15 protein-coding genes are annotated in these 17,150 nt (G+C 74.3%); 7 read left to right on the plus strand and 8 right to left on the minus strand.

Going from position 1 to position 17,150, the window contains the following annotated elements; translation table 11 throughout:
* The first annotated feature begins 19 nt into the window (after nt 1–19).
* Together ACTMS2_RS23480 and ACTMS2_RS23485 are read left to right on the plus strand one after the other, a co-directional pair.
* The gene (locus tag ACTMS2_RS23480) at nt 20–1,117 is read left to right on the plus strand and encodes an LLM class flavin-dependent oxidoreductase (protein ID WP_441177309.1); all 1,098 of its coding nucleotides are present in this window, start codon (nt 20–22) and stop codon (nt 1,115–1,117) included.
* Nucleotides 1,114–1,737, plus strand: a complete 624-nt coding sequence (locus tag ACTMS2_RS23485; RefSeq protein ID WP_441177310.1) for an FMN reductase — start codon at nt 1,114–1,116, stop codon at nt 1,735–1,737. The genes ACTMS2_RS23480 and ACTMS2_RS23485 overlap by 4 nt, the downstream gene beginning before the upstream one ends.
* Before the next feature lie 48 nt (nt 1,738–1,785).
* On the opposite strand, the gene ACTMS2_RS23490 is transcribed toward ACTMS2_RS23485, so the two are convergent.
* The 3 genes from ACTMS2_RS23490 to ACTMS2_RS23500 form a co-directional block, all read right to left on the minus strand.
* A complete protein-coding gene (locus tag ACTMS2_RS23490) occupies nt 1,786–2,655 on the minus strand; it encodes a universal stress protein (RefSeq protein ID WP_441177311.1) in 870 nt (289 codons plus the stop codon).
* A 127-nt stretch (nt 2,656–2,782) separates the two neighbouring features.
* On the minus strand, nt 2,783–3,679 hold the full coding sequence (locus ACTMS2_RS23495; protein WP_441177312.1) for a universal stress protein: 897 nt from the start codon (nt 3,677–3,679) through the stop codon (nt 2,783–2,785).
* Nucleotides 3,680–3,729: 50 nt separating this feature from the next.
* Nucleotides 3,730–6,486 (minus strand): cation-translocating P-type ATPase, encoded by a 2,757-nt coding sequence (locus ACTMS2_RS23500; protein ID WP_441177313.1) that lies wholly within the window; start codon nt 6,484–6,486, stop codon nt 3,730–3,732.
* 209 nt (nt 6,487–6,695) lie between these two features.
* Between ACTMS2_RS23500 and ACTMS2_RS23505 the strand changes: the two genes are divergently transcribed.
* Nucleotides 6,696–7,172: a cyclic nucleotide-binding domain-containing protein gene (locus ACTMS2_RS23505; protein ID WP_441177314.1), complete on the plus strand. Its 477-nt coding sequence runs from the start codon at nt 6,696–6,698 to the stop codon at nt 7,170–7,172.
* An 80-nt stretch (nt 7,173–7,252) separates the two neighbouring features.
* Here ACTMS2_RS23505 and pflA read toward each other — a convergent pair whose 3' ends face one another.
* The 4 genes from pflA to ACTMS2_RS23525 form a co-directional block, all read right to left on the minus strand.
* Complete coding sequence (gene pflA, locus ACTMS2_RS23510; protein ID WP_250101252.1) at nt 7,253–8,002, minus strand: pyruvate formate-lyase-activating protein; 750 nt, start codon at nt 8,000–8,002, stop codon at nt 7,253–7,255.
* Nucleotides 7,999–10,242, minus strand: coding sequence for a formate C-acetyltransferase (gene pflB / locus ACTMS2_RS23515; protein WP_441177315.1), 2,244 nt, complete (start codon nt 10,240–10,242; stop codon nt 7,999–8,001). Before pflB ends, pflA begins: the two co-directional genes overlap by 4 nt.
* A gap of 68 nt (nt 10,243–10,310) precedes the next feature.
* On the minus strand, nt 10,311–11,321 hold the full coding sequence (locus ACTMS2_RS23520) for an alcohol dehydrogenase catalytic domain-containing protein (RefSeq protein WP_441177316.1): 1,011 nt from the start codon (nt 11,319–11,321) through the stop codon (nt 10,311–10,313).
* A gap of 127 nt (nt 11,322–11,448) precedes the next feature.
* Nucleotides 11,449–11,958, minus strand: a complete 510-nt coding sequence (locus tag ACTMS2_RS23525; protein ID WP_441177328.1) for a hypothetical protein — start codon at nt 11,956–11,958, stop codon at nt 11,449–11,451.
* 142 nt (nt 11,959–12,100) lie between these two features.
* On the opposite strand from ACTMS2_RS23525, the gene ACTMS2_RS23530 reads away from it, so the two are divergent.
* The 3 genes from ACTMS2_RS23530 to ACTMS2_RS23540 all read left to right on the plus strand — a co-directional run bounded on the left by ACTMS2_RS23530 (nt 12,101) and on the right by ACTMS2_RS23540 (nt 14,731).
* Nucleotides 12,101–12,583 (plus strand): GNAT family N-acetyltransferase, encoded by a 483-nt coding sequence (locus ACTMS2_RS23530; RefSeq protein ID WP_441177317.1) that lies wholly within the window; start codon nt 12,101–12,103, stop codon nt 12,581–12,583.
* 52 nt (nt 12,584–12,635) lie between these two features.
* Complete coding sequence (locus ACTMS2_RS23535; RefSeq protein ID WP_441177318.1) at nt 12,636–13,280, plus strand: hypothetical protein; 645 nt, start codon at nt 12,636–12,638, stop codon at nt 13,278–13,280.
* Between the two features lie 131 nt (nt 13,281–13,411).
* Nucleotides 13,412–14,731 (plus strand): hemolysin family protein, encoded by a 1,320-nt coding sequence (locus ACTMS2_RS23540; protein WP_441177319.1) that lies wholly within the window; start codon nt 13,412–13,414, stop codon nt 14,729–14,731.
* Nucleotides 14,732–14,735: 4 nt separating this feature from the next.
* Here the strand turns inward: ACTMS2_RS23540 and ACTMS2_RS23545 are convergent, their stop codons facing one another.
* Nucleotides 14,736–15,143, minus strand: a complete 408-nt coding sequence (locus ACTMS2_RS23545; protein WP_441177326.1) for a PaaI family thioesterase — start codon at nt 15,141–15,143, stop codon at nt 14,736–14,738.
* Between the two features lie 83 nt (nt 15,144–15,226).
* Between ACTMS2_RS23545 and tyrS the strand changes: the two genes are divergently transcribed.
* A complete protein-coding gene (tyrS, locus tag ACTMS2_RS23550) occupies nt 15,227–16,513 on the plus strand; it encodes a tyrosine--tRNA ligase (protein WP_441177327.1) in 1,287 nt (428 codons plus the stop codon).
* Nucleotides 16,514–17,150: the final 637 nt, after the last annotated feature.

Below are 17,150 nucleotides of genomic sequence, written 5' to 3' on the forward strand. Positions count from 1 at the left end.
ACGACACGAGGAGCTGGTCATGCAGTTCGGAGTCTTCACCGTCGGCGACGTCACGGTCGACCCGACCACCGGTCGCGAGCCGACCGAGCATGAGCGGATCAAGGCGATGGTCGCCATCGCGCTCAAGGCCGAGGAGGTCGGCCTCGACGTCTTCGCCACCGGCGAGCACCACAACCCGCCGTTCGTGCCGTCGTCGCCCACCACCATGCTGGGCTTCATCGCCGCCCGCACCGAGCGCCTGCTGCTCTCCACCTCCACCACGCTGATCACCACCAACGACCCGGTGAAGATCGCCGAGGACTACGCGATGCTCCAGCACCTCGCGGACGGCCGGGTGGATCTGATGATGGGGCGCGGCAACACCGGGCCCGTCTACCCGTGGTTCGGCCAGGACATCCGCAACGGCATCCCCCTCGCCATCGAGAACTACGACCTGCTGCACCGGCTCTGGCGCGAGGACGTCGTCGACTGGAAGGGCCGCTTCCGCACCCCGTTGCAGTCGTTCACGTCGACGCCGCGTCCGCTCGACGGCGTGCCGCCGTTCGTCTGGCACGGCTCGATCCGCAGCCCGGAGATCGCCGAGCAGGCCGCCTACTACGGCGACGGCTTCTTCGCCAACCACATCTTCTGGCCCCCGGAGCACACCCAGCGGATGGTCGGGCTCTACCGGCAGCGCTACGCCCACTACGGCCACGGCTCCGCCGACCAGGCCATCGTGGGCCTCGGCGGGCAGGTGTTCATGCGGCGCAACTCGCAGGACGCGGTGCGGGAGTTCCGCCCGTACTTCGACAACGCGCCCGTCTACGGCCACGGCCCGTCGCTGGAGGAGTTCACCGCCCAGACGCCGCTGACCGTGGGCAGCCCGCAGCAGGTCATCGACCGCACGCTGGGCTTCCGCGACTACGTCGGCGACTACCAGCGCCAGCTGTTCCTCATGGACCACGCCGGCCTGCCGCTGAAGACCGTGTTGGAGCAGCTCGACCTGCTCGGCGAGGAGGTCGTGCCCGTGCTGCGCAAGGAGTTCGAGTCGTTGCGCCCGGCGCACGTGCCCGCCGCGCCCACCCACGCGTCGCTGCGGGACGCCGCCGAGCGGGCCGGGGCGGAGGCCGGCCGATGAGCCGCCGTACCCTCGCCGTGGTGTCGGCCGGGCTGGGGCGGCCCTCGTCGACCCGGCTGCTCGCCGACCAGCTCGCCGCGGCCACCCGCGACGAGCTGGCCCGGCGCGGCGACGACGTCGACGTACGCCCCGTCGAGCTGCGCGAGCACGCCCACGACGTCGTCAACCACCTGCTGACCGGCTTCCCGTCGCCCGCACTGCGCCAGGTGCTCGACACGGTCACCGGCGCGGACGGGCTGATCGCCGTCACGCCGATCTTCCACGCCTCGTACAACGGGCTGTTCAAGTCGTTCTTCGACCTGGTCGGGCCCGGCGCGCTGGCGGACCGGCCGGTGCTGGCCGGGGCGACCGGCGGAACGGCCCGGCACTCGCTGGCGCTGGAGCACGCCGTCCGGCCGATGTTCGCCCACCTGCGCTCGGTGGTGGTGCCCACCGCCGTCTTCGCCGCCCCGGAGGACTGGTCCGCCGGAGTCGCCGACGGCGCGCTGCGGGCGCGGATCGTCCGCGCCGGCAACGAGCTGGCCGAGCAGATCCACCGGCGACCGGCCTCCACCGGCCCCGCCGACCCGTTCGCGCTCACCACCAGCTTCGACGAGCTGCTCGGCGGCCGGGACCGCTGAGGGCCGCCGGCCCGCCGACCCCGCCCGGGGCCGGCGGGCCGGGGCACGTCAGCGGGCGTGAGCGTACGGGCGGGCCACCAGCACCGGGCAGCGCGCGTGCTGCACGAGGGCCTGGCTGACCGACCCGAGCAGCAGACCGGCGAAGCCGCCCCGGCCCCGTGAGCCGACCACCACCAGCGCCGCGTCCGCGCTGGCCTCGACGAGTGCCTGCTCGGCCTTCGGCGCCCGGAGCACCCGTGCCTCGACGGCCAGCCCCGGGTGGCTGCCCCGCACGGCCGCCTCGGCGGTGGCCAGCAGCTCGGCGGACTCCGCGTCCGGCGTCCGGGTCGCCCCGTCCGCCGGGCCGTCCCCGTCGGGCGGCTGGACGTGCACCAGCACCAGCCCGTCACCACGGCGGGTCGCCTCGTCGGCCGCGTACCCCACCGCCAGCTCGGCGGACTCCGACCCGTCCACCCCGACCAGCACCGGCCCGGCGACGGGGATCGGCTCCTCGGCGGGGCGCACCACCAGCACCGGGCAGTGCGCGTGGGCGGCCACCTGCGTGCCGACCGAGCCGAGCAGCAGCCCGGCGAAGCCGCCCAGCCCCCGGCTGCCCACCACCACCAGCTCGGCCCGTCGGGACTCCTCGACCAGCGTCGCCCCCGGCCCGCCCGCCACCTGGCGTACCTCGACGGTCAGCCCCGGACAACGCCCCTCGAGGTCGACGGCCGTGCGTTCCAACATCTTCTGCGCCTCCTCGGTCGGCGCCGGCAACCCCACGTCGTACGGGTTGAGCGGCACGCCGTAGCCGAGCGGGTGCAGGTAGCCGTGCACCAGGTGCAGGGGGCGCGACCGCAGCACGGCGGCCCGCGCGGCGTGCTCCGCCGCCAGCAGGCTCGCCGGGGATCCGTCCACACCCGCCACCACGGGTCGGTTCATCAGCCCTCCCAGAGGTCGATCAGGTCATTGTCGACGCGGCACCGCCGGGTCGCCGGCATTTGCGCCGACGCCGTCGCGCCGGCCGGGGGAGCGGCCGACGCGACGGCGTCGTGGTGCGGTGACCGGGTCAGGACGCGTCGGCCTGCTTGGGGTGCCGCACGATCACCAGCGGGCAGTGAGCGTGGTGCAGGACCGCGTGGCTGACCGAGCCGAGCAGCAGCCCGCCCAGCGCGCCCCGCCCGCGCGCGCCCACGACCACCAGCTGGGCCTTCTTCGACTCCTCGACCAGTACGCCGCCGGGGGAGCCGCGGACCAGCCGGTGCTGCGCCGGCACGTCGGGGTAGCGCTCGGCGAAGCCGGCGAGGGACTCCGCGAGGGCGCGCTCCTCGTCCGCGGCGAGGGCGTCCAGGTCGTAGACCAGGGGCAGGATGTCGCCCGGGCCGACCGGCGTCGGGTAGAGCCAGGCCTGCACCGCGACCAGCGGGGCGCCCCGGCGGCTCGCTTCCTCGAACGCGAACGCGACGGCCTCCAGGGAGCACTCGGAGCCGTCGACGCCCACCACGACCGGGCCGTCGGCGCGCTGCTCGCCGCGTACCACCAGGACGGGGACCTTCGCGTGGGCGGCGACCTGCACGGTGACGGAGCCGAGCAGCAGCCCGGCGAAACCGCCCAGGCCCCGGTGGCCCAGCACCAGCAGGGCGGCGTCCCGGGACTCGCCGAGCAGGACGGGAGTCGCCGCGCCCTCGACCACCACGCCGGTCACCGGCACGTCCGGGGCGATCTTGTTGGCCTCGGCGATGGCCTCGGCGACGAACCGTTCGGCCTGGTTGCGCAGGCCGGCGCCGGCCGGCGCGCCCTCCGCGGCGCCGAGCGGGGCGCGCGTCAGAGGCCAGATGAAGGCGTGTACGACCCGCAGCGGACGCTGCCGGTCGGCAGCCTCCCGCGCCGCCACCCGGACCGCGTCCAGTGCGGCGGCCGAACCGTCCACACCCACCACGACGGGGGCACCGGTCTTGATGGTCATCGACTCCTCCTTCTGTCCAGCTCCAGCCTGCTCCATCCGAACGCTACCGGTCAGGGGCGGGCGTCCCGACCGGTGGGACCTTGGTCCCGAATCGCAGGCCAACGGGCGTCGACGGCGTCCGTCCCCGCGCCCGTCGCGGCAACGTCCGTCCCGGCGGGGTCCGTCCCCGTGCCCGTCGCGGCGACGTCCGTCCCGGCCGGATCCGTCCCGACGGCGCCCGTCGGGGTGCCGCCGGCCGGCCGGCGGGCCAGCCGCAGCACCAGCCCGGGCAGCACGCTGACGGCGGCGCAGGCCAGCAGCTCCGCCGCGCCGAGCGGCTCGGTGCCGAGCAGCTCCCGCAGCGGAGGCAGCAGCACCCCGGCGACCTGGAGCAGGGCGGAGACCGCCACCGCGACCGGCAGCGCCCAGTTGCCGTGCCGGGCGCCGCGCGGTCGCGGCGCGCGTACCGCGAGCGCCACCCCGAGCTGGGCCAGGCCGAGCACCACGAAGACCACCGACTGCCAGGGCCGGTCCCAGTGCGCGGCGAGCACCCCGGCGCCGAGCACCACGGCGGCGATCAGCGCGCCGGTGACCAGCACGTCACGGCCCAGGCCGGCACCGAGCACCGACTCGGACGGGGAGCGCGGCGCCCGACGCAGCGTGCCCGGCTCCGCCGGCTCCGCGCCCAGCGCCACCCCCGGCACGCCGTGGGTGAGCAGGTTCACCCACAGGATCTGCGCCGGCAGCAGCGGTACGGCCAGCCCGAACAGCGGACCGAGCAGCATCACCGCGATCTCGGCGACCCCGCCGGAGAGCGCGTAGCGCAGGAACCGGCGGATGTTGTCGTAGATGCGGCGGCCCTCGCCGATCGCGGCGGCGACGGTGGACAGGTCGTCGTCGACGAGCACCAGGTCGGCGGCCTGCCGGGCGACCTCCGTGCCGCCGCCCATCGCCACCCCGATGTCGGCCCGGCGCAGCGCCGGAGCGTCGTTCACCCCGTCGCCGGTCATCGCCACCACGTGCCCCCGCGACTGGAGGCCGGCGATGATGTCGAGCTTCTGTTCCGGCTGGGTCCGCGCGAACACCCGTGCCTGCGGGTGCGCCCGCGCCGGGTCGCCGTCGTCCCCGCGTACGACCGGGTCGCCCTCGCGCCAGAGCCCGAGCTGGCCGCCGATCGCCGCGGCGGTGGCGGGGTGGTCGCCGGTGATCAGCACCAGCCGGACCCCGGCGTCGTCGAAGCTGCCCGCGATCTCGGCCGCGCCCGTGCGCAGCGGGTCGCCGACGGCGACCAGCCCCACGGGCCGCAGCCCGACCGGCCGGGCGGGGTCGGCCGGCGGCGCGTCCACCATGGCGGACGCGACCGCCAGCACCCGCAGCCCCTCGGCGGCCAGCCGGTGCGCGGCGGCGGTCAGTTCGGCGATCTCCTCGGCGGAGGCGTCGACCAGCGGCGCGGCCAGCACGTTCTCCGGGGCGCCCTTGCACACCACCAGGTACCGCTGGTCGCAGGAGCGGTGCACGGTGGTCATCCGGCGCAGCTCCTGGTCGAAGGGGTGCTCCGCGACGCGCGGCCACGCCGACCGGGTGCGCTCCGGGTCGAGCCCGCACCGGGCGGCGAAGGCGACCAACGCCGCCTCCAGCGGGTCCCCGACGGCCGTCCACTCCGTCCGCTCGTCGGTGGGTGGCGCCAGGGTCGCGTCGTTGCAGAGCAGCCCGGCCCGTGCCAGTCGGCGCAGGTCGTCCGGTACGGCCACCGGCGCGCCCCGCTGGTGCACCGCGCCGTGCGGCGCGTAGCCGCTGCCGGTGACGCCGTAGCGGGAACCGTCGCCGGTGACGGCGTGCTGCACCGCCATCCGGCCCTCGGTCAGCGTGCCGGTCTTGTCCGAGGCGATGACGGTGACGGAACCGAGCGTCTCGACCGCGTGCAGCCGGCGGGGGATCGCCCGCGCCCCGGCCATCCGGCGGGCGCCGAGGGCCAGGGCGAGGGTGACGACCGCCGGCAGCGACTCCGGCACGGCCGCCACCACCAGGCTCACCGCAGTGACCGCCATGTCGACCACCGGCCGCCCACCGACGACGCCGATGACGAAGACCAGTCCCGAGAGCACCACCGCGGCGAAGCCGAGCATCCGGCCGAGCCCCGCGAGGCGGCGCTGCAACGGGGTGGCGGCGGGCCGGGTGGACGCCACCAGGGCGGTGATCCGGCCGAGCGCGCTGGCGGCGCCCGTGCGTACCACCGTGCCGGTGGCCCGCCCGGTGGTGACCACCGTCCCCGCGCTGGCCTCCTCGCCCGCGCTGCGCGCCACCGGCACCGACTCGCCGGTCAGCGCCGCCTCGTCGACGCTCAGCCGCGCCGCCTCGTCGAGCAGCAGGTCGGCGGGGACCACGTCGCCGGCCTCGATGCGCACCAGGTCACCACGGACGAGGTCGGCGGCGGGCAGGACGACGTCGCGGCCGTCCCGTACGACCCTGGCCGTGGGCGCGGCGAGCTGGTCCAACGCGGCGATCGCCCGGTCCGCGCGGACCTCCTGCACCACCCCGATGGCGGTGTTCACCAGCACCACCAGCACGATCACCGCCGTGTCCGGGTAGTCGCGCAGCACGGCGGTGACCACGGCGGCGGCCAGCAGCAACGCCACCAGGGGATCGGTGAGCTGGTGCAGGACCCGGCCGCCCAGGTGCCGGCGGGGCGGGGCGACCGCCGCGTTCGGCCCGTCCGCGCGCAGCCGCGCGGCGGCCTCCGCCGTGCTGAGCCCGGCCGCCGGCCTGGTCGAGGTGTCAGCGGGCACCGGTACGCCCCCCGATCCGCCGCCGTCCGGACTGTCCCACATCGTCCTCCGCTCTGCCGTGGCGCCGTCGCGGCGCACCCTGCCGATTCCACCCTCGCCCCCTCGCGCGACACCCGCCAGGGGAGTTGCGCCCGCGCGACCCGGGACCAACGGCCCTGCCGCCCGCACCCGCCGCGCGGTCCAATGGGGAGCCGGAACGACCCGTCGCGGGCACCGGCGACCGCCGGCCCGCCCCACGAAAGGGGCATCGCATGACCACCCTGGACGTGCTGCGCGCGCACCCGTTCCTCGCCGGGCTGCCCGAGCCGTGGCTGCCCCGGCTCGCCGGCCACGCCCGGCCGGTGGTCTGGCACCCCGGATACCGGCTGTTCCGGGCCGACCAGCCCGCCGAACGTTTCTGGCTGGTGCGCGGCGGTCGGGTGGCGCTCGACTTCGCGGTGCCCGGCCGGGGCGACGTGGAGATCGAGACCATCGGCCCGGGCGGGGTGCTGGGCTGGTCGTGGCTGTTCCCGCCGTACCGCTGGCAGTTCGGGGCGGTGGCCGCCCAACGCAGTACGGCGGTGGAGTTCACCGCCGAGGGGGTGCGCCGCCTGATGGAGTCCGACGACGCGTTCGGCCGACAGCTCACCACCCGCTTCATGAGCGTGGTGGTCGACCGGCTGCACGCGGCCCGGGGCCGGCTGCTCGACCTGTACGGCTACCCGGTGGATGCCTCGCCCGCCGGCTGATCCGCCGGGCCCGCGCCGTCACCGCCCGCCGCCCGCGCTCCCGTCGCCCCGCCGCTGCGCACCGTCGGGTCGTGCCCCGCTCAGCAGACCGTCAGGCCGCGCGCCGCGAACTGCCCACGGACCCGCTCCAGCAGCTCCGGCGTGGGCGGCTCGGTGTCGGCGAGGGGGAACCGCAGCCCCAGCTCCGCGTACTTGTGCGCCCCGAGGCGGTGGAACGGCAGCACCTCCACCCGCTCGACCGTGGCGAGCGAGGCCGCGAAGTCCGCCACCCCGGCGACGTTGGGCACGGCGTCGGTGAGCCCCGGCACCAGCACGAAGCGGATCCAGACCGGGGTGCCCCGGTCCGCCAGCCGGCGGCCGAACCGCAGCGTCGGCGCGACCTCGCCCGTGCCGGTCACGGCCCGGTACGTCGCCGGATCCCACGACTTGACGTCCAGCAGCACCAGGTCGGTGGCGTCGAGCAGGGCGTCGTCGGCGCGCTCGCCCAGGAAGCCGGACGTGTCCAGGGCGGTGTGCAGGCCCAGCTCGTGGCAGCGGCGCAGCACCTCCCCGGTGAACCGGGGCTGCTGCAACGGCTCCCCGCCGCTGAGCGTCACCCCGCCGCCGGCGACCGTGATGAACCGCCGGTACCGCTCGATCTCGGCGACCAGCTCGTCGACGCTCCGGCGCTGGCCGCTGCGCCGGTACCAGGTGTCCGGGCTGTGGCAGTAGCGGCAGCGCAGCGGGCACCCGGCGAGAAAGGCCACGAACCGGGTGCCGGGGCCGTCCACCCCGATCGACAGGTCGAAGGAGTGCACGGCCCCGGTCAGCTCCCGCTCGGCGGTGCTCACAGCGCGCCGTGGAACGTGCGGGACACCACGTCGCGCTGCTGCTCGGGGGTGAGCCGGACGAAGTTGACCGCGTACCCGGACACCCGCACGGTCAGCTGCGGGTACCGCTCGGGGTGGGCCATCGCGTCGAGCAGCGTCGCCCGGTCGAGCACGTTGACGTTGAGGTGGAACCCGCCCGCGTCGGCGTACCCGTCGAGCACCCCGGCCAGGTTGGTGATCCGCTCCTCGCGGGTGTGGCCCAGCCCGTCCGGGGTGACCGTGCCGGTCAGTGAGATGCCGTCGCGGGCGGCGTCGTACGGCAGCTTCGCCACCGACAGCGCCGCCGCGACGAGGCCGTGCGTGTCCCGCCCGTTCATCGGGTTCGCGCCGGGGGCGAACGGCTCGCCGGCTCGCCGCCCGTCGGGGGTGCCGCCGGTGTGCCGGCCGTACACCACGTTGGAGGTGATGGTCAGCACCGACAGCGTCAGCTCGGCGTCGCGGTAGGTGCGCTGCCGGCGCAGCTTCTCCGCGAACGTCTCCACGAGCCACACGGCGATCTCGTCGGCCCGGTCGTCGTTGTTGCCGAAGGTCGGGGGATCGCCCTCGACGACGTAGTCGACGGCCAGGCCGGTGGCGTCGCGCAGCACCTTCACCCGGCCGTACCGGATCGCCGCGAGGCTGTCCACCGCGACCGACAGGCCGGCGATGCCGGTGGCCATGAACCGGCGCACCGGGTGGTCGTGCAGCGCCATCTCCAGCCGCTCGTACGCGTACCGGTCGTGCATGTGGTGGATGACGTTCAGCGCGTCCACGTACGTCTCGGCCAGCCAGTCCAGCGTCCGGTCGTACGCGGCCAGCACCTCGGCGTGGTCGAGGACCTCCCCGCCGACCGGCGGCGCGGCCGGCGCCACCTGCTCGCCGGTCAGCTCGTCGCGGCCGCCGTTGATCGCGTAGAGCAGCGCCTTGGCGAGGTTGGCCCGGGCACCGAAGAACTGCATGTCGCGGCCCACCCGCATCGCCGACACGCAGCAGGCGATCGCGGTGTCGTCGTCGTACGCCGGGCGGATCAGGTCGTCGTTCTCGTACTGGATGGCGCTGGTGTCCAGCGACACCTGCGCGCAGAACCGCTTGAACCCCTCCGGCAGTCGCGGCGACCAGAGCACGGTCAGGTTCGGCTCCGGCGCCGGGCCCAGGTTGTACAGGGTCTGCAGGTAGCGGAAGCTGGTCCGGGTCACCAGCGGCCGGCCGTCGGCGCCCATCCCGCCCAGCGACTCGGTCACCCACGTCGGGTCGCCGGAGAAGAGCTGGTCGTACTCGGGGGTGCGCAGGAACCGGATGATCCGCAGCTTGATCACGAAGTCGTCGACCAGTTCCTGGGCGGTCGTCTCCGTCAGCCGGCCCTCGGCCAGGTCCCGCCGCAGGTAGACGTCGAGGAAGGTCGCGGTGCGCCCCAGCGACATCGCGGCCCCGTTCTGCTCCTTCGTGGCCGCCAGGTACGCGAAGTACAACCACTGCACGGCCTGTCGGGCGGTGGCGGCGGGCACGGAGACGTCGAAGCCGTAGCCGGCGGCCATCTCCTTCAGTTCGCCGAGGGCCCGGGCCTGCTCGGCCAGTTCCTCCCGCTCCCGGATCACGTCGTCGGCCGACGGCCGCGCGTCCAGCGCCGCCTTCAGCGCCCGGCGCTCGGCGACGAGCCGGTCCACCCCGTACAGGGCCACCCGCCGGTAGTCGCCGATGATCCGCCCGCGACCGTACGCGTCCGGCAGCCCGGTGATGACGTGCGAGCGGCGGGCCGCCAGCACGTCGGCCGGGTACGCGTCGAAGACCGCGTCGTTGTGGGTCTTGCGGTACGTGGTGAAGATCCGGTGCACGACGGGGTCCGGCGTGAAGCCGTACGCCTCGAGGGCGGCCTCGACCATCCGGAGCCCGCCGGCGGGCATGATCGCCCGCCGCAGCGGCGCGTCGGTCTGGAGGCCGACGATCAGTTCCCTCTCCCGGTCGATGTACCCGGGACCGTGCGACGTGATCGTCGACGGGGTGGCGGCGTCCACGTCGAGCACGCCCCGGCGGCGCTCGGCGACGAAGAGCTCCTGCAACGCCCCCCAGACCGCCAGGGTCCGGTCGGTCGGCCCGGTGAGGAACGACCCGTCCCCGGTGTACGGCTCGTGGTGGCGCCGGATGAAGTCCGCCACGTCGACGGACTCCCGCCAGGTGCCGGCGGCGAAGCCCCGCCACGGGTCCAGGTGCTGTTTCGCGGCCATGATCGGTCCCTTCCGAGCGCCGGTGGGTGAGGCCCGGCCGCCGTGGTCGCGGCGGCCGGGCGGGCGGGTCAGGGCTGGAGCACCAGCCGGGCGGCGACCCGCCCGGCGAGCACGTCCTCCATCGCCTCGTTGATCTCGTCGAGCTTGCGCACCTCGTGCACGACCCGGGTGCGGCCGGCCGAGTGCAGGCGGAACACCTCCGCCAGGTCGGCGCGGGTGCCGACGATCGAGCCGATCACGGTGATCCCCTTGAGGACGGTCTCGAAGACCGGCAGGCTCATCGTGTTGTCCTTCGGCAGCGAGACCAGCACCAGCCGGCCGCCGCGACGCAGGCAGGTGTGCGCCTGCGCGATCACGGTCGGGCTGGCGGCCAGCACGACCGCCACGTCGACGCCGCCGAGGGCGGTGATCGCCTCGACCGGGTCGACCCGGGACGCGTCGACCGTGTGCGTCGCGCCGAGGGAGGTGGCCAGGTCCAGCTTCTCCCCGGTGACGTCCACGGCCACGGTCTCGGCGCCGTGCAGTTGGGCGTACTGCTGCGCGAGGTGCCCGAGCCCGCCGACGCCGAAGATCGCCACCCGCTCGCCGGGCCGCACCCCGGCCACCCGGACGGCCTTGTACGTGGTCACGCCCGCGCAGGTCAGCGGGGCCGCCTCCACCGGGTCGACGCCGGTCGGCACCCGGACGGCGTAGCGGGCCGACGCGAGGGCGTACTCGGCGTGCGCGCCGTCGATCGCGTAGCCGGTGTTGCGCTGCGACTCGCACAACGTCTCCCAACCGCTGACGCAGTACTCGCAGGTGCCGCAGGCCCAGCCGAGCCAGGGCAGCGCGACCCGGTCGCCGACGGCGTGCTCGGTGACGTCGGGGCCGACCCGCTCGACGATGCCGACCCCCTCGTGGCCGGGGACGAAGGGCGGGTTCGGCTTGACCGGCCAGTCCCCGCGGGCGGCGTGGATGTCGGTGTGGCACAGCCCGCTGGCCTCGATCCGGACCAGCACCTGGCCGGGGCCGGGCTCCGGCACCGGCACGTCGAAGATCTCCAGCGGACGATCGAACGCGGTGACGACCGTGGCTCGCATCGGGGGCCTCCCAGCTCTTGTCTCGCTTCCACCAACCATCGTGCGGGCCGGGGCCGGGGCCGGGCAGAGGCTCAGGACCGTCCCGGCCCGGGACCTCCGACCCCTGTCGGCAGGTCCTCCGCCGGGCTCAGCGTTCGATCACCAGCCGGCGGGCGCGCAGGACGCGGGCCCACCACGGACGGGGGGCGCGTGGCGTCGGGGCGGGCAGGCCCCTGAGGCTGACCCATCCGCCCGGTCCCATGGTGAGCGCGCCGATCGCCGGCGGCCGGCGCCGGCCCCGCGCCGCCACCGCGGCGGCGGCCAGACCGACGGCGAGCACACCGACGGTCGCGCCGAGCAGGCGGTCCGGGTCGAACACGGGACGGTAGCGGACCCGACCGTCGTGCAGGACGAACGCGCCGACCGGACGGCCCCGGTGAGTCACCGGCACCAGCGCGGCCGTGGGCGTGCCCGGCAGCTCCAACACCGGTCCCACCGGCACGGGGGGCGCCGGTGGCCGCCCGGGCGCGGGCGTGGCGCCGCGGGCCGGGCGGCACCGGCAGCCCCGGGTCATCTCGGCCAGGTCGGCGCCCTTGCCGCCGAGCAGGTCTGCCCTGCTCCGGTCGCCTTCGATGAAGTCGTAGACGTACTTGGTCATGGTGCCGGCCTCCTCCGCTTCCGCCGGGAACCTCGTCCCTCCTCGTTGGTAGCAACGCGGCAGCCACCCACGGCAGGGCCGAAGGGGCACCGACCGGGCCGGAGGTCCCGGACGTGTCGCACCCGGGCCCTATCCTCGGGCGATGACCGCCGACCTGCGCCTGCGTCCCGTCCGCGACGAAGACCTGCCCGCCTTCTTCAGCCACGAGCAGGACGTCGAGGCCAACTGGATGGCGGCCTTCGGGCCGAAGGACCCGACCGACCGGGAGCGCTTCGACGCGCACTGGCGCCGCGTGCGCGCCGACGAGCGCATCGTCGCCCGCACGGCGGTCGTCGACGGCGAGGTCGTGGGCCATGTGGCCGCCTTCCCCGTCGACGAGCGCACCGAGGTCAGCTACTGGATCGACCCGCGCCGCTGGGGCCGGGGCTACGCCACCGCCGCGCTCACCGCGCTGCTGCGCGAGCTGCCCGCGCGGCCCGTGCACGCCCGCGCCGCCAAGGACAACCGGGCCTCGCTCGCCGTGCTGCGCAAGTGCGGCTTCGTCGTCATCGGCGAGGACAAGGCGTACGCCGACGGCCGGGGCGCCGAGGTGGAGGAGTGGGTGCTGGAGCTCGCCGCGGACTGACCCGCCGCCGCCCGCCGGCCCGCCGGCTCGGGGCGCCCACTACTCTCGCGGCGTGAACTGGCTGGAACTGATCGGCTGGACCGGCTCGGCGCTGCTGGTCTGGTCGCTGCTGCAGACGCGCATCCTCCGGCTGCGTGCCCTGAACCTGGTCGGCTGCCTGATCCTGATCGGCTACAACGCCGCCGTGCAGGTCTGGCCCATGGTGGGGCTGAACGTCGTACTCGCCGTGATCAACGTCTGGTACCTGCGGGCCATGCTCGCCACCCGCCACGACGAGGCCACCTACCAGGTGGTGGAGGTCGGGGTCGACGACCAGTTCCTGGCCCACACGCTGAAGGTGCACGCCGCCGACATCGCCCGGTTCAATCCCGGCTTCCGCTGGCCCCCCGGCAGCGCCGCCGAACGCTCCGCCTTCCTGGTGGTGCGCGCCGACGAGGTGGTCGGCGTGGTGCTGTCGCACGCGGCGGCGGACGGCGTGGCGCAGGTCGACCTCGACTACGTCACCCGGCGGTTCCGGGACTTCACCCCGGGCGAGTTCGTCTACCGGCGCAGCAGCCTCTTCACCGACCGGGGATTCCGTCGGGTCGTCACCCCGCCCGGCATGGTCGCCCCGTACTACCACCGGCTCGGCTTCCGCCCCGAGGGCCGCTCGTACGTCCTCGACCTGCCCGCCCCGCCGGTCGCCGGGCGCGCCTGATCACATCCTGCGCCGCAGGAGGGTTCGCCGGCCGGCCCGGTGGGCACAGACTGGCCTACGCCGGCCGTGACCTTCGGCCGGCGGTGCCCGTCGTGCCGGCGGGCACCGGTCCCGCGTGAGGAGAGCCGGGAGTGCAGAGCATCTGGACCCAACTGGCCCTGGTCGGTGTCCTGGTCGTCCTCAACGCGGTCTTCGCCGGCAGCGAGATGGCGCTGGTCTCGCTGCGGGACAGCCAGATCCAGCGGTTGGAACGCACCAGCCGGGCCGGCCGGGTGCTGGCCCGCCTCGCCAAGGACCCGAACCGCTTCCTGGCCACCATCCAGATCGGCATCACCCTCGCCGGCTTCCTGGCGTCGGCCGCAGCGGCGGTGTCGCTGGCCAAGCCCCTGGTGCCGCTGCTCAGCGCGCTCGGCGGCGCCGCCGAGACCGTCGCGATCGTGGTGGTCACCCTCGCGTTGACCTTCGTCACCCTCGTCTTCGGCGAGCTGGCTCCGAAGCGGATCGCCATGCAGGCGGCCGAGCGGTGGGCGCTGCTGGTGGCCCGCCCGCTGGACCTGCTCGCCTCCGTGACCCGGCCGGCCGTCTGGGCGCTCGGCGCCACCAGCGACCTGGTCGTACGCCTCGTCGGCCTCAATCCCAAGCACGAGCCCGACGAGATCGGCCCCGACGAGCTGCGGGACATCGTCTCCGGCAACCACGGCTTCACCAAGGAGCAGCGCACCATCATCGCCGGCGCCGTGGAGATCGCCGACCGGCAGCTGCGGGCGGTGCTCGTACCCCGGTTGCAGGTCTTCACGCTCGACAGCGGGACCACGGCGGAGGCCGCGCGGCTGTTGCTGGCGGCCACCGGCCACTCCCGGGCGCCGGTGGTGCGCCACGGCGGCCTCGACGACGCGGTCGGCGTGATCCACCTGCGTGACCTGGTCGGCGTCCCCGAGGACCGGCCGGTCGACGAGTGCGCCCGCCCGCCGATGCTGTTGCCGGACTCCCTGCCGGTGGTGGACGCGTTGCGGCAGTTCAAGGCCGAACGCCAGCACATCGCCCTGGTGGTGGACGAACGGGGCGCGGTCGACGGGATCGTCACCCTGGAGGACATCCTGGAGGAGATCGTCGGGGAGATCTACGACGAGACCGACCGGGACGTGCGCTCCGTACGCACCGAGCCGGACGGCACGATGTGGCTCCCCGGCACCTTCCCCGTGCACGACCTGGCCGACGTCGGCGTCGAGCTGCCGGGCCGCCCCGGCGGCGACTACACCACCATCGCCGGTCTCGTGCTCGCCTGCCTCGGCCACATCCCCACCGTGGCGGGGGAGAGCGTCGTCGTCGACGGCTGGGAGCTGGAGGTCGCCCGCATCGACCACCGCGCCATCACCGGGGTACGACTGTGCCGGCGTGCCGAGCCCGCGCCCGACGAGACCGAGGCCGTGCTGGACGAGGCCCGCAGCTGAACGGTCAGGCCGGATAGAGGTTCTGCAACCGGACCTGGCCCCGGGCCACGAGCCGGGCGTCGGCATCGGTGATCTCCACCTGCCAGAGCTGCTGGCTGCGCCCCCGGTGCACGGGCGTGCCCACGGCGGTCAGCTCGCCGTCGCGTACCGCGCGCAGGAAGTCGGTCTGGTTCGACACGCCCACGACGCGTCCCCGCTCGCCCAACCACAGGGCCCCGCCGATGCTGGCGGCGGTCTCGGCCACCGAGCAGTAGACGCCGCCGTGCTGGATCCCGAACGGCTGGTGCAGCTCGGGGCGGACCTGCCAACGGATCACCACCCGGTCGCCGCCCACCTCGTCGAGTTCGAGGCCGAGCAGGGCGACGAAGCCACCCGTCAGATCCGGCATCTCCACGGCGTTTCCCTTCTCGATCACGGCGCCGCCAGCCTACGCCGCCGGCCCGCCCGGCAAACCCGCTACGTCGCGTCCCCGGTCATGGGGGAGAATCGGTGACCGTGACCGACAGCAGCCTCCCGCCGCCCGGGCGGGACTCCCTGACCGATGACCTGCGGTGGCGGGGCCTGATCCAGGACTCCACCGACCTCGACGAGTTGCGGACGCTCCTCGACGGCGGTGTCACCGCCTACTACGTGGGCTTCGACCCGACCGCGTCGAGCCTGCACGTCGGCCACCTCATGCAGGTCGCCACGGCGCGTCGGCTCCAGCTCGCCGGGCACCGCCCGCTGCTGCTCGTCGGCGGCGCCACCGGTCAGATCGGTGACCCGAAGGAGAGCGCCGAGCGCACCCTCAACCCACCTGAGGTGGTCGCCGGCTGGGTGGCCCGGATCCGCGATCAGCTCGCCCCCTTCGTCTCCTACGAGGGGGAGAACGCGGCCCAACTGGTCAACAACCTGGACTGGACCGGCGAGATGTCGGTGGTCGAGTTCCTCCGCGACGTCGGCAAGCACTTCCCGGTCAACAAGATGCTGGCCCGGGAGGTGGTCCGGGCGCGGCTCGAGAGCGGCATCAGCTTCACCGAGTTCAGCTACCAGCTGCTCCAGGCCAACGACTTCTTCGAGCTGCACCGTCGGCACGGCTGCCAGCTCCAGTTCGGCGGCTCGGACCAGTGGGGCAACATCACCGCCGGCGTCGACTACATCCGCCGGCGGGGCGCCGGCCCGGTGCAGGCGTTCACCACGCCGCTGGTGACGAAGTCCGACGGTACGAAGTTCGGCAAGACCGAGGGCGGCGCCATCTGGCTCGACCCCGAGATGACCAGCCCGTACGCCTTCTACCAGTTCTGGGTCAACGTCGAGGACCGGGACGTGAGCCGCTACCTGCGCTACTTCAGCTTCCGTTCCCGCGAGGAGCTGGAGGCGTTGGAGAAGGAGACCGCCGAGCGGCCCGCGGCCCGGGCGGCGCAGCGGGCGCTCGCCGAGGAGCTGACCACCCTCGTGCACGGCGAGCGCGAGATGGCGCAGGTGGTGGCCGCGAGCCAGGCGCTCTTCGGCCGCGGCTCGCTGGACGACCTCGCGCCGGCGACGCTGCGCGCCGCGCTGAGCGAGGCGGGTCTCGTCCATCTCGACGAGCTGCCCGACGTCGCCGGCCTGCTGCGCGACTCCGGGCTGGTGCCGAGCCTCAAGGAGGCACGGCGGGTGATCGCCGAGGGCGGCGCCTACGTGAACAACACCCGGGTCACCGAGACCGACGCCACCGTGGGCCCCGGGGACCTGCTGCACGGTCGGTACCTGGTGCTGCGCCGCGGGAAGCGGTCGTTCGCCGGGGTCGAGCTGCGCGGCTGACCGTACGAAGGAACCGTGTGACGCGGGACGCCCCCGGCGGATTTGACGATCGATCCGCCGGGGGCGTAACTTTCTCTCTGCCAGCGCGGAACGGACTAACCGGGGCAAATGCACCGGAGGCCGGGCGCGGCAATGAGCTTCGGGCCGGCGGTGTGATGACTCGCCGGTGTCCGGACCGGGCGGTGCCCCAGGTCCGCCGGAAGGCGGATTTGGTGAGGCGCAGCCGACCGGGTATGGTTCATCGCCGGTAGGGAACCGGGCGAGTTCACGGGAGACCGTGGCGGCCGGCCTGTCGGAATCCACTGTCGCCAACGGCGCGAGCCGTTGTCGGGTGGTGCCCGGAAATGGGATTGAAGTGGTGCGGATCGCTGCGAAGCGGTTTGACGCGGCGGAAGTCACCGGGTAACGTAGTAAAAGTGCCCGGCGCGGGAAGCGGCGGGGACGCGAACGAAATGCCCCGGGTCGGGGGCTCCACGGTGTGGGGTTTCCGGGCGGTGTGTGGTTGTTCTTTGAGAACTCAACAGGGTGCTTGATAAGCCAGTGCCAATTATGATTTATACCCCTGGACTGGTCAGGCTTCGGTTTGGCTGGTCTTGGATTCCTTTGGCAACACTTTTTGTTGTCGGGACAGTTTTTC

It is taken from the genome of Micromonospora sp. SD12 (assembly GCF_052068495.1).
GTDB classification, from domain to species: Bacteria; Actinomycetota; Actinomycetes; order Mycobacteriales; family Micromonosporaceae; genus Micromonospora; species Micromonospora echinofusca.

Coding starts and splice junctions, on each gene's coding strand:
- ACTMS2_RS23480 (WP_441177309.1), top strand. CDS start 20: ATGCAGTTCGGAGTCTTCACCGTCGGCGACGTCACGGTCGACCCGACC.
- ACTMS2_RS23485 (WP_441177310.1), top strand. CDS start 1,114: ATGAGCCGCCGTACCCTCGCCGTGGTGTCGGCCGGGCTGGGGCGGCCC.
- ACTMS2_RS23490 (WP_441177311.1), bottom strand. CDS start 2,655: ATGAACCGACCCGTGGTGGCGGGTGTGGACGGATCCCCGGCGAGCCTG.
- ACTMS2_RS23495 (WP_441177312.1), bottom strand. CDS start 3,679: ATGACCATCAAGACCGGTGCCCCCGTCGTGGTGGGTGTGGACGGTTCG.
- ACTMS2_RS23500 (WP_441177313.1), bottom strand. CDS start 6,486: ATGTGGGACAGTCCGGACGGCGGCGGATCGGGGGGCGTACCGGTGCCC.
- ACTMS2_RS23505 (WP_441177314.1), top strand. CDS start 6,696: ATGACCACCCTGGACGTGCTGCGCGCGCACCCGTTCCTCGCCGGGCTG.
- pflB (WP_441177315.1), bottom strand. CDS start 10,242: ATGGCCGCGAAACAGCACCTGGACCCGTGGCGGGGCTTCGCCGCCGGC.
- ACTMS2_RS23520 (WP_441177316.1), bottom strand. CDS start 11,321: ATGCGAGCCACGGTCGTCACCGCGTTCGATCGTCCGCTGGAGATCTTC.
- ACTMS2_RS23525 (WP_441177328.1), bottom strand. CDS start 11,958: ATGACCAAGTACGTCTACGACTTCATCGAAGGCGACCGGAGCAGGGCA.
- ACTMS2_RS23530 (WP_441177317.1), top strand. CDS start 12,101: ATGACCGCCGACCTGCGCCTGCGTCCCGTCCGCGACGAAGACCTGCCC.